General features: G+C 66.1%; 15 protein-coding genes and 1 pseudogene. 10 read left to right on the top strand and 6 right to left on the bottom strand.

All coding sequences use genetic code 11. The annotated features are described in order from the left end of the window. The first annotated feature begins 75 nt into the window (after nt 1-75). The 4 genes and pseudogenes from J1M43_RS03300 (at nt 76) to ppsA (ending at nt 5832) form a co-directional block, all read left to right on the top strand. On the top strand, nt 76-1266 hold the full coding sequence (locus J1M43_RS03300) for a bifunctional 2-methylcitrate synthase/citrate synthase (protein WP_033105873.1): 1191 nt from the start codon (nt 76-78) through the stop codon (nt 1264-1266). Then, nucleotides 1266-2450, top strand: a complete 1185-nt coding sequence (locus J1M43_RS03305; RefSeq protein WP_033105874.1) for a thiolase family protein — start codon at nt 1266-1268, stop codon at nt 2448-2450. Before J1M43_RS03300 ends, J1M43_RS03305 begins: the two co-directional genes overlap by 1 nt. 124 nt (nt 2451-2574) lie before the next feature. Next, nucleotides 2575-3398, top strand: a pseudogene (locus J1M43_RS03310) (pyruvate, water dikinase regulatory protein). A 37-nt stretch (nt 3399-3435) separates the two neighbouring features. Continuing rightward, nucleotides 3436-5832, top strand: a complete 2397-nt coding sequence (gene ppsA / locus J1M43_RS03315; RefSeq protein WP_206475750.1) for a phosphoenolpyruvate synthase — start codon at nt 3436-3438, stop codon at nt 5830-5832. Nucleotides 5833-5887: 55 nt separating this feature from the next. Here ppsA and J1M43_RS03320 read toward each other — a convergent pair whose 3' ends face one another. After that, complete coding sequence (locus J1M43_RS03320) at nt 5888-6061, bottom strand: hypothetical protein (protein WP_206475752.1); 174 nt, start codon at nt 6059-6061, stop codon at nt 5888-5890. Nucleotides 6062-6231: 170 nt separating this feature from the next. Between J1M43_RS03320 and J1M43_RS03325 the strand changes: the two genes are divergently transcribed. The 6 genes from J1M43_RS03325 (at nt 6232) to cofD (ending at nt 14634) form a co-directional block, all read left to right on the top strand. Continuing rightward, nucleotides 6232-7254 carry a TIGR03557 family F420-dependent LLM class oxidoreductase gene (locus tag J1M43_RS03325; protein WP_241245178.1) on the top strand — a complete coding sequence of 341 codons (1023 nt, stop codon included), beginning with the start codon at nt 6232-6234 and terminating at the stop codon, nt 7252-7254. A 13-nt stretch (nt 7255-7267) separates the two neighbouring features. Next, nucleotides 7268-8050 carry a coenzyme F420-0:L-glutamate ligase gene (gene cofE / locus J1M43_RS03330; protein WP_033105881.1) on the top strand — a complete coding sequence of 261 codons (783 nt, stop codon included), beginning with the start codon at nt 7268-7270 and terminating at the stop codon, nt 8048-8050. Between the two features lie 29 nt (nt 8051-8079). Next, nucleotides 8080-9096, top strand: a complete 1017-nt coding sequence (gene fgd / locus J1M43_RS03335) for a glucose-6-phosphate dehydrogenase (coenzyme-F420) (RefSeq protein WP_206475754.1) — start codon at nt 8080-8082, stop codon at nt 9094-9096. A gap of 205 nt (nt 9097-9301) precedes the next feature. Then, nucleotides 9302-12508, top strand: coding sequence for a DEAD/DEAH box helicase (locus tag J1M43_RS17055; RefSeq protein ID WP_206475756.1), 3207 nt, complete (start codon nt 9302-9304; stop codon nt 12506-12508). 73 nt (nt 12509-12581) lie between these two features. Then, nucleotides 12582-13574 (top strand): LLM class F420-dependent oxidoreductase, encoded by a 993-nt coding sequence (locus J1M43_RS03345; protein ID WP_206475758.1) that lies wholly within the window; start codon nt 12582-12584, stop codon nt 13572-13574. 40 nt (nt 13575-13614) lie between these two features. Continuing rightward, nucleotides 13615-14634: a 2-phospho-L-lactate transferase gene (cofD, locus tag J1M43_RS03350; protein WP_307823224.1), complete on the top strand. Its 1020-nt coding sequence runs from the start codon at nt 13615-13617 to the stop codon at nt 14632-14634. Here the strand turns inward: cofD and cofC are convergent. Genes cofC through J1M43_RS03375 form a run of 5 tightly spaced genes read right to left on the bottom strand, consistent with a single transcriptional unit; the run spans nt 14619 to nt 19095 of the window. Further along, the gene (gene cofC, locus J1M43_RS03355) at nt 14619-15269 is read right to left on the bottom strand and encodes a 2-phospho-L-lactate guanylyltransferase (protein WP_241245179.1); all 651 of its coding nucleotides are present in this window, start codon (nt 15267-15269) and stop codon (nt 14619-14621) included. The two genes, cofD and cofC, sit on opposite strands and share 16 nt — an antisense overlap. After that, on the bottom strand, nt 15259-16119 hold the full coding sequence (locus tag J1M43_RS03360; protein WP_206475760.1) for a TIGR03620 family F420-dependent LLM class oxidoreductase: 861 nt from the start codon (nt 16117-16119) through the stop codon (nt 15259-15261). The genes cofC and J1M43_RS03360 overlap by 11 nt, the downstream gene beginning before the upstream one ends. Before the next feature lie 23 nt (nt 16120-16142). Then, on the bottom strand, nt 16143-17027 hold the full coding sequence (locus J1M43_RS03365; RefSeq protein WP_206475762.1) for an ABC transporter ATP-binding protein: 885 nt from the start codon (nt 17025-17027) through the stop codon (nt 16143-16145). Then, entirely contained in the window at nt 17024-18091 is a 1068-nt protein-coding gene (locus J1M43_RS03370; RefSeq protein ID WP_374058509.1) for a putative F420-0 ABC transporter permease subunit, read from the bottom strand. The genes J1M43_RS03365 and J1M43_RS03370 overlap by 4 nt, the downstream gene beginning before the upstream one ends. Then, nucleotides 18088-19095 (bottom strand): putative F420-0 ABC transporter substrate-binding protein, encoded by a 1008-nt coding sequence (locus tag J1M43_RS03375; RefSeq protein WP_206475764.1) that lies wholly within the window; start codon nt 19093-19095, stop codon nt 18088-18090. Before J1M43_RS03375 ends, J1M43_RS03370 begins: the two co-directional genes overlap by 4 nt. Between the last annotated feature and the right edge of the window lie 25 nt (nt 19096-19120).

Raw genomic sequence — 19120 nt, forward strand, 5'->3', positions numbered from 1 at the left:
TCGACTCGCTACGCTCGCTCAGTGCGGGCCTCCGTGAGTCGAAGTGACGAAACGCAATCTGCAAAGGAGCACGGTATGACTGACAACGACATCAAGAAGGGCCTCGCAGGGGTCGTCGCGGACGAGACGGCGATCAGCAAGGTCAACCCTGAGACGAACAGCCTGCTCTACCGCGGCTACCCGGTGCAGGAGCTCGCCGCGACCCAGTCGTTCGAGGCCGTCGCCTACCTGCTGTGGCACGGCGAGCTGCCGACTTCCTCGGAATTGGAAGCCTTCCGCGCGACCGAGCGCGCGAACCGTGCGCTCGCCCCCGCGGTGAAGGAGGCCATCGATCGCCTCCCGATCGATTCGCACCCGATGGACGAGGTGCGCACCGCGGTCAGCGTGATCGGCGCGATCGAGACGGCCGGCATCAGCAACGTACTGGATGCCGTCGGCACTCCGGAGGAGAACCTCGAGCGCAGCCTCAAGCTGTTCGCGGCTCTTCCGGCGATCGTGTCCTACGGCCAGCGTCGTCGTCGCGGCCAGGAGGCCGTCGAGTCGCGTGATGACCTCGACTACGCCGCGAACTTCCTGTGGCTGACGTTCGGTGAAGAAGCCGCCCCGGAGGTCGTCGACGCGTTCAACCGCTCGATGATCCTCTACGCGGAGCACTCGTTCAACGCGTCCACGTTCACGGCGCGCGTGATCACCTCGACGCTGAGCGACCTGTACTCGGCCGTGGTCGGCGCGATCGGTGCGCTGAAGGGACCGCTGCACGGTGGCGCCAACGAGGCCGTCATGCACATCTTCGATGAGATCGGTACGGCATCCGAGGTGAAGGGCTGGCTCGACACCGCGCTCGCCGAAAAGCGCAAGATCATGGGCTTCGGCCACCGCGTGTATAAGCGCGGCGATTCGCGTGTGCCCACGATGAAGGCAGCCCTCGACACTCTCGTCGAGCACTACGACCGTCCGGATGTCGCGGAGCTGTACTCGACGCTCGAGGACGAGTTCGTCTCGCGCAAGGGCATCTACCCCAACCTCGACTACCCGTCGGGACCGGCGTATAACCTCATCGGCTACGACACCCTCACCTTCACGCCGCTGTTCATCGCGTCGCGTATCACCGGTTGGACCGCGCACATCCTCGAGCAGCAGGCGTCGAATGCGCTGATCAGGCCGTTGTCTGCGTACAACGGTCCGGATGAGCGTCACATCGAGGAGTACGTGCCGGATACTGCGGCGATCGATGTGCTGGAGCGGGCTGAAGAAGCGGCGGGATGATGTCTACCTCGCGGGAGAAGATCGCGATCGTCGCCGGGGCGCGGACCCCGGTGGGTCGTTTTGGTGGGGCGTTCAAGGACACTCCTGCGCATGAGCTCGGTGCTGCGGCGACGGTTGAGGCGCTGAAGCGCTCGGGTATCTCGGGTGACCGCGTCGGCGAGGTCGTCATCGGCAACATCGGTCAGGTCGCAGGGGATGCCTATATCTCGCGTCGGATCGCTTTGTCTGCCGGTCTCGACGTCAATACGCCGGCATTCACGGTGAATCGACTGTGCGGGTCGGGGCTGCAGGCGATCTGGTCGGCGGCGCAGGAGCTGCTGTGGGGCGGTATCGATGTTGCTGTCGCCGGCGGTGCCGAGAACATGACGCGAATGCCGTTCTATGACTTCAACGCGCGGTTCAACGACCGGCTCGGACATCGCCAACTGCTCGACGGCACGATCGCGATGCTCACGGATCCGTTCACCGAGAAGCACATGGGAACGACGGCCGAGAACGTCGCGTCTCGATTCGGTGTGACTCGGCAAGAGCAGGATGCTTTCGCCCTCGAGTCGCAGCGAAGGGCGGCGGCTTCCGAGGCTCAGGCTGCTTTTGTTGAAGAGATCGTTTCAGTGACTACGTCGGGCCGTAAGCCCGTTGAGGTGTCTCGCGATGAACACCCGCGACCGGAGACGACTCTGGAGACGCTCGCTTGCTTGCAGTCGGCTTTCGTCAAGGATGGTACCGTCACTGCGGGCAATGCCTCCGGCATCAACGATGGTGCTGCGGCTACGGTGCTGATGCGTGAGACAGATGCGCGCGCCGAGGGTGCTCCCGTTCTCGCAACGATCGAGGCGGTGACCACCGCGGCACTTGAGCCGGAGATCATGGGCTACGCGCCCACGCTCGCGCTGAAGAAGCTGTTCAAACAGACCGGACTCACGCCCTCGGATATCTCGACAATCGAGCTGAACGAGGCGTTCGCGTCACAGGCGCTTGCAGTGATTCGCGATACGGAACTCGACCCGGCTCAGGTGAACCCTTACGGCGGAGCGATCGCGCTGGGGCACCCGGTTGGCGCTACGGGTGCGATCCTGACGTTACGGGCCGCGCTAACGCTGCAGCGTACCGGGGGAGAATACGCGATCGTCACGATGTGCATCGGTGGCGGGCAGGCACTGGCTGCGCTGTTGAAGCGGGGTTAAGCAGTCTACGGCGGCCCTTCGACAGGCCCAGGCCGTCGCGGGCTCTTACTCTGCAGGAAAGAAGCGCGATTCCTTCACCTTGATTTGGTCACGAGAAGCGTTGAACCTTGCATAGTTTTGAATTATGCCCCTCCCTGCAGCGCAAGACGACGCCGCTCCCCGCGCCGCATACTTCGTCTCGGACAGCACGGGTGTCACGGCTGAAACCCTCGGCAACGCGCTCCTCGCGAACTTTCCCGGCATCCGCTTCTTCAAGCACACGATCCCCTTCGTGCTCACGGAGGCGGAGGCTCCAGCATCAATGCCGACGCGGAACAGGGCCGAGAGCCGCTGTTGTTCATCACTGTCAAGCAGGCGGCGCTGCGCGGCATTCTCCAAGAATCCCGCGCCACACTCATCGACCTGCTCGCCGGGCATCTGACCGAGCTCGAGCAGGCGCTCGGCGTGACAGCATCCGAGCAGCTCGGCAACTATCACGGCCTCGGCGACACCGACCGGTACTTCGCGCGGATGCGCGCCGTCGAATACGCGATCGAGCATGACGACGGGCAGAGCTCCCGTGCTCTCGACCAGGCCGACGTCGTCATCATCGCCCCATCGCGCTGTGGCAAGACGCCGACGACGATGTATCTCGCACTGCAGCACGGTCTGCGCGTCGCGAACTACCCCCTCACAGACGACGACTACCCGGCTGAAGGACTCCCGCGCGCGGTCGCGAAGTACGGCGCTCGCTGCTTCGGACTCACTACCACGCCTCTGCGACTGAGCCAGGTGCGTCACGAGCGCCGTCCGAGTTCGCAGTACTCCAGCCTCGAGCAGTGCACCATCGAGTTGCGCCGTGCCGAAGACCTCTATCGACGAAACCGTGTTCCCTTCCTGAACTCTTCGACCAAAAGTGTCGAGGAGATGTCCGCGGTCATCATGCAGACCATGAAGCTGCGTGCGTGATCGTGCTTTTAACAAACCCAGTGAAAGAGGCATCACTATGAGCAACATCCTCTGGTTCGACGAGGTCGGCATGGCGGACCTTCCTCAGGTCGGTGGCAAGAACGCCTCTCTCGGCGAGATGGTCTCCCACCTCTCCGATCTCGGCGTGCGCGTGCCAGGTGGTTTCGCGACGACCGCCGACGCGTACCGCGCGTTCCTGACAACCAATGGCCTGGACGCCCGCATCCGCGAAGCCGTCGAAGCCATTGACGTCGATGATGTCACTCAGCTCTCGCGCGTGGGTGCCGCGGTGCGTGAATGGATCGAGCAGCAGCCCCTGCCCGCCGAAATCGAACGCGACATCCGCGCTGCGTACGCACGCCTGGTCGAGAACGACCCGACCCCGGATGCCGTCTCCTGGGCCGTCCGCTCGTCGGCCACCGCAGAAGACCTCCCGGACGCCTCCTTCGCCGGTCAGCAGGAGACCTTCCTCAACATCTCGGGCATCGACAACATCCTGCAGGCGGTGAAGCAGGTGTTCTCCTCGCTCTACAACGACCGTGCGATCTCTTACCGGGTGCACAACGGCTTCGATCACCACGACGTCGCATTGTCGGTGGGCGTGCAGCGGATGGTGCGCTCCGACATCGGAGCATCCGGAGTCATGTTCACCGTCGACACCGAGTCCGGTTTCGAGAACGCCGTCTTCATCACCAGCTCGTACGGGCTGGGGGAGGCTGTCGTTCAGGGTGCGGTGAACCCCGACGAGTTCTACGTCTACAAGCCGGCGCTCGCCGCCTTCCGCCCCGCGATCCTCAAGCGCTCCGTCGGCGAGAAGGCGATCGCAATGCGATACACCGAGAGCGATCAGGTCGGCGGAACGACCGTCTTCGAAGACGTCCTGGCCAACCTGCGTCGGCAACTTAGCATCACGGATGCCGAGATCGAGGAACTGGCCCGTCACGCGGTCACGATCGAGCAGCACTACGGTCGCCCCATGGACATCGAGTGGGCGCGCGACGGCGTCGATGGCAGGATCTACATCCTGCAGGCGCGACCGGAGACCGTGGTCTCCCGCGCCGACGCGAACGTCATGCGCCGCTTCGTGCTCGCGGGGCGCAGCGAGGTGCTCTCGACAGGCCGCGCGATCGGGCAGAAGATCGGAGCCGGCACGGTGAGCGTGCTGCGCAGCATCGACGAGATGGCGAGCTTCCGCGCAGGCGACGTCCTCGTGGCTGACATGACCGACCCCGACTGGGAGCCGATCATGAAGAAGGCGTCGGCGATCGTCACCAATCGCGGTGGCCGCACCTGCCATGCCGCCATCATCGCGCGCGAACTCGGCATCCCGGCCGTCGTCGGCACCGGAGACGCGACCAGTGTGCTCCCGGACGGTCTCGATGTCACCGTCTCGTGCGCGGAGGGTGACGACGGCTTCGTCTACCAGGGGCTCCTCGATTTCACCGAGGAGGAGACCCATCTGGATCGGATGCCGGAGGTCCCGGTCAAGATCATGATGAATGTCGGCACTCCCGATCAGGCCTTCTCCTTCTCTCGCCTGCCGAATCGGGGCGTGGGCCTCGCCCGGCTCGAGTTCGTGATCAACCGGCAGATCGGCATCCACCCGCGTGCGCTCCTCGAGTTCGACACCCTTCCGGACGACCTGAAGGCACAGGTTGCCGACCGCATCGCCGCGTACCCGTCCCCGCGGGAGTTCTTCGTGCAGCGCGTCACCGAGGGTGTCGCGATGCTGGCCGCGGCGTTCGCGCCGGAGCCGGTGATCGTGCGGATGAGTGACTTCAAGTCGAACGAGTACGCCAACCTGCTGGGCGGTGACCGCTACGAGCCGCACGAGGAGAACCCGATGATCGGGTACCGCGGGGCGTCGCGCTACATCTCCGCGGACTTCCGCGAATGCTTCGACATGGAGTGCGAGGCGATCCGCCGGGTGCGCGATGACATGGGACTGAAGAACGTCAAGATCATGATCCCGTTCGTGCGCACGGTCGCCGAGGGTGCGGCCGTTATCGAGCTTCTCGCAGCAAACGGTCTCCGTCGCGGCGAGAACGGGCTCGAGGTCGTCATGATGTGCGAGGTGCCATCGAACGCGCTACTGGCAGACGAGTTCCTCGACCACTTCGACGGATTCTCGATCGGATCCAACGACATGACGCAGCTGACTCTCGGCCTCGACCGGGACTCCGCGCTCGTAGCGCAGACATTCGACGAGCGGGACCCCGCAGTGAAGAAGATGCTCGCGATGGCGATCGAGGCGTGCCTGCGTCGCGGCAAGTACGTCGGCATCTGCGGGCAGGGTCCGTCAGATCATCCGGATCTTGCCGACTGGCTGCTCGATCAGGGCATCGAGTCGATGTCGCTCAACCCCGACACCGTGGTGGAGACCTGGATGCGGCTGGCCGAGCGAGCGGATGCGGTGGTGCCGGTTGCCGGCTGAGTTCGTTCGACAAGCGCAAATTGCTCGATCCCGAGCGATGTCAAGCTGTGTGGAGTCACGCGGCCTTGTTTTGTGGTTTCTCGTTGGGCAGGTTGATCCCGACCGTGCCAGCGGGTGTGGGTGTGCTCGGGCGGGCGCGGAAGCGTTCCGGGTGCGCGTGCGGCTGCACCTGATACTCGTGCACGATCTCACGGATCTCCGTGGCCGTGAACCCTGGACTGACAGTCATCACCCTGACTCCCTACTGATCATGAACGACTCACAACCAGCTTGACAAAGAGGGTCCTTGCCGAGAATGCAGCCATTTGCGCCAGTCGAATGTGAAAGCCCGGCCTCAGCCGAGCTCGACTACAGACTGCCGGGTGCCCCGCCCTTTCTGCTGAGCAATAAGCTTCCGGTATGCCCTCCAGCTTGATGAACGCCACGCCTGGTGAGGTTCATCACGTCGTCGCGCTGGAGCAGTTTGCTCCGGATGCCGCGGTCAAACTGGCGGCAGCCGCAGAGCAGAGCGGCTTCGCCGGCACCGTGGTCAGTGACCGTTTCCAGCCGTGGTTGCCCAGCCAGGGAAATGCCCCGTTCGCCTGGGCTGTGCTGGGAGCGATCGGGCAGCAGACCACCGGGATGGTGACGGCTTCGGCCGTTCCCGGCTATCGGATGCATCCGGCCGCGGTGGCGCAGGCCAGCGCGACGCTCGCGGCGCTGTACCCGGACCGACACCGGCTCATCCTTTCTGCTGGTGATGCGATCGACGAGCACATCGTGGGTCAGTATTGGCCGGAGGCCTCCGAGCGCGCGGCGAGACTGTTCGACGCGGCAGAGGTCATCCGCAAACTCTTCGCGGCGTCGTCCAAGGGCAAGGACACGAGGCATTCCGGGCCGCACTTCCGGCTGGAGTCGTCCCGCCTGTGGACGATGCCCGCGTCGCCGCCTCTGGTGCAGGTCTGGGCTGGGGGTCCGATGACTGCGCGTCGCGCCGGACGCACGCTCGACGGCATGGTCGTGCAGGCTGCCCCGGCAGAGCGACTGACGGCTTTGCTCAATGCGTTTCGGGAGGGCAGGCGGGAGGCCGGGCGTTCCATGGAGTCAACACAGACGGTGGTCCATGCTCAGCTGTCGTGGGCGCCCACCGATGACGAGGCGATGAGCCAGGCGTTGCGGGACTGGCCGATGACGGGTCTGCGTTTTCCGAGAGGTGACATCCGTTCTCCGTTCGACGTCGATCAGCTCGCGCGTTCCGTCACAGCGGATGACATCCGGGCACGCATCCCCGTCTCATCCGATCCTGAGGTCCATCTCGCGTACCTGCAGTCATTCTTCGATCTCGGATTCGACGCGGTCCATGTGCACAACGTGGGGTCAGGAACTCAGAGCGCGTGGATCGAGATCGCCGGCCGTGAGATTCTTCCGAAACTGGTGAAATGACGTGACTGATCGGATGCAGGTGTGGGCACTTGCAGGGATCCCCGAAGTGGCCGCAGGCGCTGACCTGCCCGGGATGATTCTGGATGCCATCGGCGCCGCCGGAGACGAACTGATCGACGGTGACATCCTGGTCGTCACATCGAAAATCATCTCGAAGGCCGAGGGACGGTCGGTGCGCGCCGCCGACCGTGAGGCCGCGATCACTGCCGAGACCGTTCGTGTCGTCGCGACACGTGCTCGCGCGGACGGCGGTGTGACGCGCATCGTGCAGAACCGGCTCGGAATCGTAGGTGCCGCCGCAGGCGTGGATGCCTCCAACACTGAACCAGGAACGATCCTGCTGCTGCCTCTGGACCCGGATGCCTCGGCCCGTGCGATCGCATCGAAGATTCGTGCCGAGACTGGCGTGGACGTCGGCATCATCGTGAGCGACACCCTAGGGCGCCCGTGGCGCGATGGGCAGACCGACGTCGCTATCGGTGCGGCGGGAGTGCACATCTTCGATCAGCTGCATGGCGAGCTCGACAGTGCAGGGCGGCCACTGATCGTGACGCAGCCCTGTGTCGCGGACGAGTTGGCGGCCGCCGGTGACCTGGTCAAGGGCAAGATCAGCGGATGCCCGGTTGCTGTCGTCCGAGGCATGGGGCGACTGGTGGGCGATCTCGATCTTCCCGGCGCCTCGAGCATCGTGAGATCTTCCGAGAAGGACATGTTCCGGCTGGGCGCCGACGAGGCGCACCGGATCGGGTTCGACGAGGGATTCAAAGCCGCCCGTGCGGCCACAGCCGCAGAGTAAGACAGTGCAGAGGACGAAGGAGACAGTCAATGACGCTGACACTGGGTTATAAGGCATCCGCTGAGCAGTTCGCTCCGCGTGAGTTGGTCGATATCGCGGTCGCTGCGGAGCGGCACGGCTTCGAGTCGGTGGCGGTGAGCGATCACTTCCAGCCGTGGCGCTATACGGGTGGGCACGCGCCGTTCTCGATCGCGTGGGCGGCGGCGGTCGGTGCGCGCACCGAGCGTATCCGGATCGGCACGAGTGTGATGACGCCGACGTTCCGCTACAACCCCGCCGTGATCGCGCAGGCCTTCGCGACGCTGGGATGCCTGAGCCCGGGGCGGGTATTCCTCGGCGTCGGCACCGGTGAGGCTCTCAACGAGATCGCCACCGGTTTCCAGGGTGCGGGTGAGCAGGAGTGGCCGGAGTTCCGCGAGCGGTTCGCCCGGCTGCGGGAGTCGATCCGGTTGATGCGGGCGCTGTGGACGGGGGAGCGGACGAGCTTCGACGGCGATTACTACTCCACGCATGATGCATCCATCTATGACGTCCCAGAGGGTGGCATCCCGGTGTATATCGCCGCGGGCGGACCGACGGTGGCAAAGTATGCCGGGCGCGCCGGAGATGGATTCATCTGCACCTCGGGCAAGGGCCGGGAGCTGTACGTCGACAGCCTCGTGCCCGCGGTGAAAGAGGGAGCGGCGGCTGGCGGTCGAAGTTTCGAGCAGATCGATCGGATGATCGAGATCAAGCTGTCCTACGAGGAGACGACCGAGGCCGCGCTGGAGAACACGCGGTTCTGGGCGCCGTTGTCGCTGTCGAAGGAGCAGAAGCACGACATCACCGACCCGATCGAGATGGAGAAGGCCGCGGACGCCCTCCCGATCGAGCAGGTCGCGAAGCGGTGGATCGTAGGCACCGACCCGGATCAGGTCGTCGCGCAGATCAAGGAATATGTCGACTGGGGCTTCAACCACCTCGTCTTCCACGCCCCGGGCCATGACCAGGAACGCTTCATGACGCTGTTCGAACGCGACCTGGCGCCGCGGCTGCGAGGCCTGTGAGCGCGAGCGCCCGCGATCAGGGACCGAGCAGGGCCAGAGGCACGACGGCGACGCCGTCTGAACGGCGATAGGCCCACTGGATGCCGGAAAAGCCAGACCCGCTTGGCGTCCGTTTGCCGGTCGGATGCTGGTCGTGCGACCCTGTTATGCGGAGCGGTGCGCTTGCGCTGGGCGTCCACTCCCTTCGATGCGTGAAAGGCTGCCTGTGAACATCTCCCCGTCGGTGATCGAACGCGTGCGCGAGCTCGTTTCCGCGAGCACGCTGTCCGCCGCCATCCGGATCGCCTCGTCGAACGATGTTGAGATCGAAGAAGCCGAGGTCGACGCGGGAGTTATCGTCGCCAACGGGTGTGTGTATCAAGCCGATCGCGTGGAATGGTTCGAGCTATCGATGGGCAACGACGGCGCGGTGTCCGGGAACTGCACCTGCTCTACGGATGGCTCCGCGTGCGTGCATGCTGTCGCGGCGATGATCACGCTCCTGTCGGAGATCGACCACGCAGAGCCTGCACCCCCACCGGGACCTGCCTGGAAGCGTGAGCTCGATGAGGTTCTGCCATCGATCGAGCCGAATGCGGCATCCGATACTTGCCTCTTCTTCTCGGTGCGTTCGCCCGCGTCGCGCGATCGCTGGCGCCACTCCGGTGCGCCTTCCCGCCCGTATCTCGCCATCCGGCCCGGCGTGCGCGGCGCGCGTGACAACTGGATAAAGGGCAACCAGGGATGGAGACTCGTCGACGCTCTCGCGCCTCGCCATCCTGCTCGCGAGCCTCTCGGACGCTTGCGCGCTCTGCACGCTCTGGCGCAAGAGAACTCGTACTACTATTACTACCCGTCCGCCGACACCGAGTGGCTGTCGCTCGAAGACATCGCGTCGCCGGAGGCCTGGCAGCTCCTGAATGGATTGCGCGCACACGGCGTCGCGCTGATCGCCGAGGGCAAGGCGCAGCATCCGATCGAACTCGCCGACCATCCCATCGATGTGCGTTTAGCGATCACCCGCAAGGGCCGGTCCCTGCGGATGAAGGCGGATGTCGACATCCCCGGAGCAACGACCGGAGGGATCAACTGGCTCGGATCGCCGGTCTCGATGGCTGCACGTGTCACCGACCCCGGCGGAGCAGCGCAGCGGATCACACTCTTCCGCACTGCAGAGCCGTTGACTCCCGTCGCCGAGCAGTTGTTGCGACGCAAGCGAGCGATAACCATCGCGCCCGAGGAGCGCGACGAGTTCGAACAGAGCTACCTGCCGCGGGTGCAGGCCGAAATCGAGGTGACCTCGCCGGACCTTTCGTATGACATTCCCCCGATGCGGCCGGCGGAGCTGACCCTCGCCGTCACATTCGCCGATCCGCAGGTGCACGTCGAATGGCGCTGGAACCGCCCGGTGGCGCACCTGCGCGACACCGCGCACGAGAGTGCGGTGCTCGCCCAGGTCCGCGAGGCGGCAGCCGGACACGCCGCAGTGCTCTTCCCCGCGGATTTCTCCGGGGCAGACGAGGTGCCACCCGATCGTACGCTGGGTATGGCATCGGCCGCAGTCCTGGTGGGAGAAGTGCTTCCGCGCCTGCGCGAACTCGAGCATGTGAGCGTGGTCGAAGTCACCGCGCTTCCCTCGTTCTCCCGGTCAGGAGACCTTCCGGTCGTCGGGATCGACTCGGAGCGCGACGGGGACTGGTACGACCTGAGCGTCGCGGTCTCGCTCGGCGGTGAGGAGGTCGAGTTCTCCGCGCTGTTCACGGCGCTCAGCGTCGGCGACCCGGTGTTCGTATTGCCGAGCGGTACCTACTTCCCGCTGGACGGGCAAGAATTCGCTGCGCTGCGCGCCATCATCGAAGAGGCGAAAGCCCTCACCGATCGACCGGTGGATCGCCTGCGCGTCAGCAAGTATCAGGTTGATCTGTGGGCCGAACTGAGCGAGCTCGGCATCGTCGCCGCGGCGGAAGCCGAGTGGTGGCTCGCGGTGCGATCGTTGTCGACCGACGCGCGTGTCGAGCCGATCACGCCTCCGGTCGGGTTGCAGGCGGAGCTTCGTCCATACCAGCAGGCCGGCTACGCGTGGCTCGACTTCCTCCGCCGGAACGGTCTGGGCGGCATCCTCGCCGATGACATGGGGCTGGGAAAGACCCTGCAGACGATCGCGATGATGCTGCGTGCGCACCAGGAGCGAGCGGATGCCGCGCCCTTCCTCGTCGTCGCACCCACCAGTGTCGTCGGCAACTGGGCGGTCGAATGCGAACGGTTCGCTCCGTCCCTGAACGTGGTGACGATTACTGCGATGAGCACGCGTCGCGGTCAGAGTCTGTCGGATGCCGTGAACGGAGCAGACGTCGTCGTCACCAGCTACGCGCTCTTCCGCGGAGAGGCGGAGGAGTATCGCGAACTCTCCTGGTCGGGACTGATCCTCGACGAGGCGCAGCAGATCAAGAACCCCGCATCGCTCGGGTACCGGGCAGCCCGCACGCTCGGCGCGCCCTTCGTACTTGTGGTCACCGGCACGCCCATGGAGAACAACCTCGGCGAGCTGTGGGCGCTGACCTCGCTCGCCGCGCCGGGCCTGCTGGGTGGCAAAGAGCGCTTCGCCGATTTCTATCGGCGGCCGATCGAGAAGGAGAAGAACACCGAGCGGCTGGAGCTTCTGCAACGACGCATCCGCCCCTTCATGCTGCGCCGTACGAAAGGGGTCGTCGCGCCGGAGCTCCCGCCGAAGCAGGAGAACACGATCGCGGTGGACCTGCATCCGCGGCATCGCAAGCTCTACGACGTCCGCTTCCAGCGGGAGCGCCAGAAGGTACTCGGCCTGATCGACGACGTCCAGGCGAACCGGTTCCAGATCTTCCGTTCACTTACCCTGCTGCGCCAGCTCGCCCTCGACCCGGAGCTGGTCGGGGAAGGAACCGCTCCGTCGGCCAAGCTCGACGTGCTGGTCGACCTGCTCAAGGAGGCGTCCGCCGAGGGGCACCGGGTTCTCGTGCTCAGCCAATTCACGCGTTTCCTCACCCGCGCGCGGGAACGGGCATCGGAGGCGGGCATCACGACCGAGTACCTCGACGGTTCGACAACGGACCGACCGACTGTCATCCGGCGCTTCCGTGAGGGCGATTCGCACGCGTTCTTCGTCTCGCTGAAGGCCGGCGGCTTCGGCCTCAACCTCGTCGAAGCCGATTACGTGGTGCTTCTGGACCCGTGGTGGAATCCCGCCGTCGAAGAGCAGGCCGTGGACCGGACCCACCGGATCGGTCAGACCCGACCGGTATTCGTCTACCGGATCGTTGCGGCCGAGACGATCGAGCAGAAGGTCATCGCGCTGCGTGAGTCGAAAGCGGCGCTCTTCGCGCAGGTGGTCGACGGCGTCGGCAACATGGGGTCCGGTTCGATCTCAGCCGAGGACATCCGCGAACTGCTGAGCTGAGCGCCGCCGCACTGTAAGGCATCCCCGCACTGGCGGCGTCCACGGACGCGAGGCAGATAGCTATGCTGGCCGCATGCGCTTCGGAACCTTTATCCCCCAAGGGTGGCGATTTGACCTCGTCGGCATCGACCCCGCTGATCACTGGACGACGATGCGCGATCTCGCGCGGGCTGCGGATGCCGGGCCGTGGGAGTCGCTGTGGGTGTACGACCACTTCCACACGACTCCGATTCCGAGCGAGGAGGCGACGCACGAGGCGTGGACGCTGATGTCGGCGTTCGCGGCCTCGACCAGTCGCATCCGCCTCGGACAGATGTGCACGTGCATGGCGTACCGCAACCCTGCGTATCTCGCGAAGGTCGCGTCGACGGTCGACATCATCTCGGGTGGACGCACCGAGATGGGCATCGGCGGCGGGTGGTACGAGCACGAATGGCGCGCGTACGGCTACGGATTCCCCTCGGCGGGAGACCGGCTCCGCCGCCTCGACGAGGGCGTCCAGATCATGCGTCAGGCCTGGGAGACAGGCGAGGCCACTCTGGATGGGAAGTTCTACCAGGTCGACCGCGCGATCGTGCGGCCACTCCCTCTCCAGGACGGCGGCATCCCCATGTGGATCGCCGGCGGTGGTGAGAAGGTCACGCTGAAGATCGCCGCGAAGTACGCGCAGTACACGAACTTCGCAGGCGGGAATCCTGAGGAGTTCGACGCGAAGAGCGCCATCCTCCGCGAACACACCCTCAAGGTCGGCACGGACTTCGACGCGATCGTCCGATCGACGAACTACAACACCGTGATCGGGGCGACTGAGGCAGAGGTCGAGGATCGGTTGGCAGCGATCGAGGCGCGACTTGCCCCGCACCTCGGAGATCGCACGGCACAGGCGATGCGCAACTACCGCGGCGACCACGCGCACGGCGTAGGCACCCCGGAGCAGATCATCGAGCGACTCCGCGACATGCAGGCGCGCGGCCTCGGCTACGCGATCCACTACTTCCCCGAGGCGGCGTACGACCGCTCCGGAATCGAGTTGTTCGAGCGCGAGGTCATTCCGGCACTGAGTTGATCGGCGGGTACCGGACACGTCGACAGGAAATGGAGACACAGTGAACGAAACCCACGCTCCGCGAGTGGTGGTGCTTGCCGGCGGTGTCGGCGGTTCGAAGTTCTCACTGGGCATGCGCGAGGCGCTGCGACGCAGGGGAGCGGATGCGAACCTGACCATCATTGCGAACACGGGCGACGATCTGTGGCTGACCGGGGTGCGGCTGCAACCCGACGTCGACTCCCTCGTCTACGCACTCGCGGGCGTCAACGACACCGAACGCGGGTGGGGCCGTGCGGGCGAATCGGAGCGCGTCAGTGCAGAGCTCCACCAATGGGACGCTGGCTGGCCGTGGTTCACGCTCGGTGACCTGGACCTGGGGTTGCACCTCGCCCGCACCGGCTGGTTGCGCGACGGCGCGACACCCAGCGAAGTGATCGGCCGGATGGCAAAGCGATGGCCACTGGGGGCACGGATCCTGCCCATGACCGACGCGGAGGTCGACACGATCGTGACTGTGCGCGAAGGCTCCATCGAGCGGTCGATGCACTTCCAGGAATGGTGGACGAGGCATCGGGCGGCCCTGGCGCCGGTGAGATTCGAGAACCCAGGGGTCGCTGAGGCGTCGCCTGCGCCCGGTGTGGTCGAGAGCATTGCCGAGGCGGATCTGGTGCTGCTCGCCCCGTCGAACCCCGTCGTCTCGATCGGTCCCATCCTCGCCGTTCCCGGCATCCGGGACGCATTGCGCGCTACCGCGGCGCCCATCGTCGGAACGTCGCCGATCATCGCCGGCAGCGTGGTCAGAGGCATGGCCGATGTCTGCCTGGCGGCGATCGGTGTCGATTCGAGCGCGGCGGCGATCGCGGCGCACTACGGAGCGCGCGCGGGCGGAGGATTACTCGATGCGTGGCTGATCGCCGAGGAGGATTCCGCGCTCGCGGCCAGCGTCGATGCGGCCGGTATCACTGCGGTCGTCCGGCCGTTGTGGATGCGGGACCTCGACTCGTCGGCCGCGCTCGCGGAGGACGCGATGCGGGCCGGCGAGGTGCACGGGTCGAAGCGTCGTCAGGCCGCGCGGTAAGAGGTGCGCCACGCCGCGGTATTCACGCCGAGGCCTAGCTCGGCCGCATAGGCGAGACCGGCCGCGGTGTCGACGTCGCGACGCAGCGACGACTGGGCGGAGACATCGACCGCGACGCATCCCATCCCCCGGTGGGCCGCGAACGATCCCGGTCCGAACATCGATTCCCAGGCGAGGCCCGCCGACGCCGTCACCAGCGTGGATCCGACGCCCTCAGCATCCGCCACCACCCCGCGGGGCACATCGCATGCCATGCGAAGCGCCTCGCCGAGATCGTCAGGAGTGAGCGCCGGCAGATCGCCGAGCAGTGCCGCACGCCACTGGAATGATGCGGCTGCCGCGCCGACGGCGATCGCCGCGTTCAGCCCCGCATCCGGATCGGGCTCGAATCGCACGGTGTCAGGCAGCCACAGGGGCAGGTCATCGTCATCGGTCACGACGATGACCTCGCCCACCGCGTCGCAAGCCATCACAGCGAGTACGGTGTCTGTCGCCAGCGCCAGGGCGAGAGCCTCGCGCTCGCCTTCAGCGACGTCGAACCGCGACTTTCCGCGCCTGGTGCTCTTGACCGGCACGATCACCGTCCATACGCGCGCCGCGCTCCCGCACGACATCACCGATGCGTCATCGTGCATGTGCAACGCCGAGTTCACCTGCGAGTCGCTCCAGAGTGCCGATCGGGTCCTCTCGCGCCGGCAGCAACTGCACGCAGACATGATCGGCTCCGGCATCGAGCTGACCCTGCACGACCGCGGCCAGCCCGGCAGCCGTGCCGTGTGGCGTGAGCGCATCGACCGCGTCGTCAGTGGCGCCATCGTCGAGATCGGATGCCGTGAAACCGTGCTGCTCGAGCGTGCGACGGTAGTTCGCCAGGGCGAGGTACCGCGACAGGAAGCTGCGGCCGACCGCTCGCGCAGCGTCCGTATCGAGATCGGGAACGAGTCTCTGCTCCGCGGCGATCAGTGCATCCGGGCCGATGATGTCACGCGCGAACCGAGTGTGCGTCGGCGTCGTCATATACGGGTGGGTTCCCGCGGAGCGCGCGGCCGCGAGCTTCAGCGTCTTCGGTCCGAGTGCTGAGATCATGCGGCGGTCGGCGGGTACTCCTTCTGCGTCGAGAACGTCCAGGTAGCTGACCAGCGCCGAGTACGGTTTCTGATAGGTGTCACCCTGGGCTTCGCGGTGCCCGATACCCACGCCGAGTACGAACCTTCCCGGGTGCGACTGCTCCAGGCGATGGAACGATGCGGCGACCTCCGCCGCCGGGGCGGTCCAGATGTTCACGATGCCTGTGGCCACCTTCAACTCGGACGTGGCATCCAGAAGCTCGCTTGCCAGCGTGAGGTCAGCGGCGGGAGAACCACCGATCCAGACCGTGCCATAGCCGAAGCGCTCTGCCGCGACAGCGATCTCGGGTGTCAGGAGCGGACCACCCCGCCAGAAACCGAGACGTCCGAGGTCAGGCTTGGTGGCAGGCGTGCTCATGGAAACTCCAGTCTGCGAGAAGATCAGGGCGCTCTCTCGAGCCTATCTGCGACATTGGGTCCAGAGGCCGCGACGATCACGTAATCACCACCGCTTCTCCTGACGACTCTGTTGGTCGGGTCGGTGTCGAGTGGCGAGAATGCGATCAATGGCGAGCCGTCCACCGGGTGCGCCAGCACATCCGCGCGCACCCCGTAGACGAGCTGAATGAGCTCCGGAGTGAGGATCTCGGCCGGCGCGCCGGATGCCATGACCCGGCCATGATCGACGACGATGACCTGGTCGGCGTAGCGGGCTGCGAGCGGGAGATCGTGCAGTGCCGCGAGGATCGCGATGCCGTCATCGGCAAGCGTGCGCATCAGCCCGAGTGTGTGCAGTTGCGAGTGGATGTCGAGGTGATTGGTCGGCTCGTCCATGAGCAGCAGTGTCGGCTCCTGCGCGAGCGCGCGGGCCAGCAGCACTCGCTGGCGTTCGCCGCCGGAGAGTTCCTGGAATCGCCGCTCTGAGAACGCCTCCGCCCCGGCACGACCCAGTGCCGCGCGGGCGATTTCGGCATCCGCCTGATCCGGCCCGCCGAGCATCGAGAGATGGGGCGTGCGCCCGAGCAGGACGACGTCGAGCACGCTCAGATCGAGATCAGTGTCTGCCTGCTGCTCGACGAGAGCGGTGTAGCGCGCCCGCGCGCGGCGCCGCATCGAGCGGGCATCCGTCCCGCCGAGTACGATCGCGCCCGCCGTCGGCGACTCCGCGGCGGCGATCAGATGCAGCAGCGTCGACTTGCCCGCACCGTTCGGGCCCACCAGCGCCGTGAGGGATCCGGCCTCGACAGTGCAGTCGATACCGTCGATCAGCATCCGACCGCCACGACTGAATGAGACGCCGTCGGTTCGCAGCGGTGGGCGACTCATGAGATCCTCCGGGTGCGCAGCAGCAGGAGCCCGAACAGCGGGGCGCCGATGAGTGCAGTGACGACGCCGACGGGCAGCTCTCTCGGGTCGAAGATCGTGCGGGCCAGTGTGTCGGCCCAGATGAGGACGACCGCGCCGGTCAGCGCCGATAACGGCAGCAGCACGCGGTGTCGTGCACCGACGATCAGGCGCACGGCGTGCGGGACGACCAGGCCGATGAAACCGATCGAACCGCTCACCGCGACCAGGCACCCGGTCAGCAGGGCCGTGGCGCTGAGCAGGATCCAGCGGGTCCGTTCGACCGAGACGCCGAGGGAGGCTGCCGCGCGGTCGCCGAAGGCGAAGGCATCCAGTGCGCCTGCGCTGAGTATCAGCGGCCCGCCCACCACCACGATCGCCACCAGCGCGAGGATCGCCATCGGCCAAGTGACCCCGGCGAGCGACCCGAGCAACCACCCGAGGATCTCCCGGTAGGTGTCGCCGGTCGCGCTCCAGAAGATCACCAGACTGGTCAGCGCTCCGAGCGCCGCAGAGACGGCGACGCCGGCGAGGATCGTCCGCGACGCGGTCATGCGCCCGATCGCACCGGCCATCACGAGCGTCAGCGCCAACGCGCCCAGCGCACCGCCGAACGCGGCGAGAGGCAGTGCGATCGAGAACCCCAGCACGATCACCAGGACAGCCCCGAAGGATGCGCCGGAGGAGAGGCCGAGCAGGTACGGGTCCGCGAGCGGGTTACGCAGCACCGCCTGCATGATCGCCCCGCAGATCGCGAGACCGGCGCCGACCGCGGCGGCGGCGAGCACGCGCGGCATCCGCAGCTGCCAGATGATCCCGTCGCGCAACGTCGTCAGAGACGACTCCCCGATTCCCAGGTGCGACAGGATGCTGCCCCACACCTCGCTCGCTGAGATCTGTGCCGGGCCGAGGGTGACGCTGACCACGACGGAGAAGGCGAGTGCGATGATCAGCGCGACCGTCCACGCGCCGGTACGCGCGCCGGAGCGATCGCGCCGATCGTTATCGGGCGTGATTGCCGGTTGATTCGAGGTGAGGGCGGTCACGGCAGGTCGATCGCCTCCAACTGGGTGAGCAGAGACTCGACGGCCTCGACATTGCGGACCCCGGCCTCGCCGGCGGGGAAGGGGACGATCAGGTATCGGCCACTCACGACTGCCGGTAGCTGGGCTGTCGCCGGGTTCGTCTCAAGCATGCCGATCTTCTTCTCCGCTGAACTCCACGCAGAATCGACCAGCACGATGACATCGGGGTTCGCGTCGACGATGGCCTCCCAGCTCAGGCTTGACCAGGTCTCGTCCACGTCTTCCGCGATGTTGGTGAGCCCCGCGGCATCCATCATCATCTGCGGTGCGCCGATGCCGGCACCGACGAACGGGGTGTCGCTGCCCGAGCTGAACCAGAGAGCGGTCAGCCCGCGATCATCGGGGGTGACTGCCTCGAGTCGGCCTTGCAGATCGGTGACGAGGTCGGCCGCGGCATCCGATGCATCGAATATCGCGCCGACCTGCTCGATCTCGGCGAAGACGTCATCGAAGGTCAGCGGGGTGGGCTGATAATCGGGCTCCTGGCAGGCCGACGGCGACACGAACGTGTTCACCCCGAGCGAGGCGAGCACTTCGCGATCACCGGCCCCGTCGGCGGTGACGTTGGACTCCCATCCCGCGTAGACGAGGTCGGGCTCGAGCTCGAGCGTCGCTTCCTGGCCGGGAACTTTATCGGAGATCACCGGGATCTCGGCGCCGCGACCCGCCCATGCTGCTGCAAGCGGTCCGTCCGAGAACGCAGTGCCGATCATGTGATCTTCGAGGCCCAACGCGAGCATCATCTCGATCGAGGTCGACTTGATCGCGAGGACATCCTCGGGCGCTTCGTCGAAGGTGACGCTGGTGCCGCAGTTGTCGATCGTCAGCGGGTAGGCGGAACCCGCAGCGGGGCTCGGGGTATCTTCGGCTGCCGTGCTTGGGGCACTGGCGGAGCACCCGCTGACGACGAGAGCAGTGAGCAGAATGGCGGATGCCGCGAGGGGGCGGCCGGTGAGCGTGGGCATTGATCTCCTGAGCGCAAGTCGAATG

The organism is Microbacterium sp. KRD172, assembly GCF_017168295.1.
GTDB lineage: Bacteria > Actinomycetota > Actinomycetes > Actinomycetales > Microbacteriaceae > Microbacterium > Microbacterium profundi.

Excerpts from the sequence above, each read along its gene's own strand:
- J1M43_RS03325 (WP_241245178.1), top strand. The coding sequence starts at position 6,232 with ATGCCCTCCAGCTTGATGAACGCCACGCCTGGTGAGGTTCATCACGTC.
- J1M43_RS03305 (WP_033105874.1), top strand. The coding sequence starts at position 1,266 with ATGTCTACCTCGCGGGAGAAGATCGCGATCGTCGCCGGGGCGCGGACC.
- cofE (WP_033105881.1), top strand. The coding sequence starts at position 7,268 with ATGCAGGTGTGGGCACTTGCAGGGATCCCCGAAGTGGCCGCAGGCGCT.
- J1M43_RS03320 (WP_206475752.1), bottom strand. The coding sequence starts at position 6,061 with ATGACTGTCAGTCCAGGGTTCACGGCCACGGAGATCCGTGAGATCGTG.
- J1M43_RS03360 (WP_206475760.1), bottom strand. The coding sequence starts at position 16,119 with ATGAGCACGCCTGCCACCAAGCCTGACCTCGGACGTCTCGGTTTCTGG.
- J1M43_RS03345 (WP_206475758.1), top strand. The coding sequence starts at position 12,582 with ATGCGCTTCGGAACCTTTATCCCCCAAGGGTGGCGATTTGACCTCGTC.
- ppsA (WP_206475750.1), top strand. The coding sequence starts at position 3,436 with ATGAGCAACATCCTCTGGTTCGACGAGGTCGGCATGGCGGACCTTCCT.
- fgd (WP_206475754.1), top strand. The coding sequence starts at position 8,080 with ATGACGCTGACACTGGGTTATAAGGCATCCGCTGAGCAGTTCGCTCCG.
- J1M43_RS03300 (WP_033105873.1), top strand. The coding sequence starts at position 76 with ATGACTGACAACGACATCAAGAAGGGCCTCGCAGGGGTCGTCGCGGAC.
- cofC (WP_241245179.1), bottom strand. The coding sequence starts at position 15,269 with ATGCACGATGACGCATCGGTGATGTCGTGCGGGAGCGCGGCGCGCGTA.
- J1M43_RS03375 (WP_206475764.1), bottom strand. The coding sequence starts at position 19,095 with ATGCCCACGCTCACCGGCCGCCCCCTCGCGGCATCCGCCATTCTGCTC.
- J1M43_RS03365 (WP_206475762.1), bottom strand. The coding sequence starts at position 17,027 with ATGAGTCGCCCACCGCTGCGAACCGACGGCGTCTCATTCAGTCGTGGC.